Origin of the sequence: Streptococcus suis (genome assembly GCF_002960445.1) — a bacterium.
GTDB classification, from domain to species: Bacteria; Bacillota; Bacilli; order Lactobacillales; family Streptococcaceae; genus Streptococcus; species Streptococcus hyiners.
Map to the genome: position 1 here is coordinate 1 of NZ_POJD01000411.1, position 453 is coordinate 453.

The following is a 453-nucleotide window of genomic DNA, read 5'->3' on the forward strand; positions in this document are numbered from 1 at the left end:
TCTTTTTCAATCACAAAAGTCTCTGGAGTAGCCAAAGTTTCTGATGTTGGCTCTTCAATACTTTCCGTCATCACTTCTGATTCTTGCTGTTCTTCTGACAAGTATGAATCAGGGAAAGCAATACCTTCTACTTTTACAATTTCAGTCTCTCTATGGGGGGCTTTTTCTTCGGCAAGACTAGGCTGGAGCTCGTTGATAACTTCATTACGCTTATCAACAAGAACATCCGCTGACTGTTCCGCCAAACGTTTCACCTTCAATTCTTCCAAATCTCGTAAAATTTGATCGCGGAAGCCTGAAGACTGCGTGTTTTTTTCATTCGTATCCTTTGTCACGCTGTTACTCCTTTCACACAGTTACTATACATTATATCTTAAAGGCTTATGAATTGCAAGAACTTCCCTTTCTACAAGGCTTTCCAGTACATATCACTCCACCTTTGTCCTCCAAATT

At 40.2% G+C, this 453-nt stretch carries 1 pseudogene; it reads right to left on the reverse strand.

Annotated elements, in window-relative coordinates:
* Positions 1-335, reverse strand: a pseudogene (locus C1G53_RS12310) (aminodeoxychorismate lyase); the annotation flags it as partial.
* Positions 336-453: the final 118 nt, after the last annotated feature.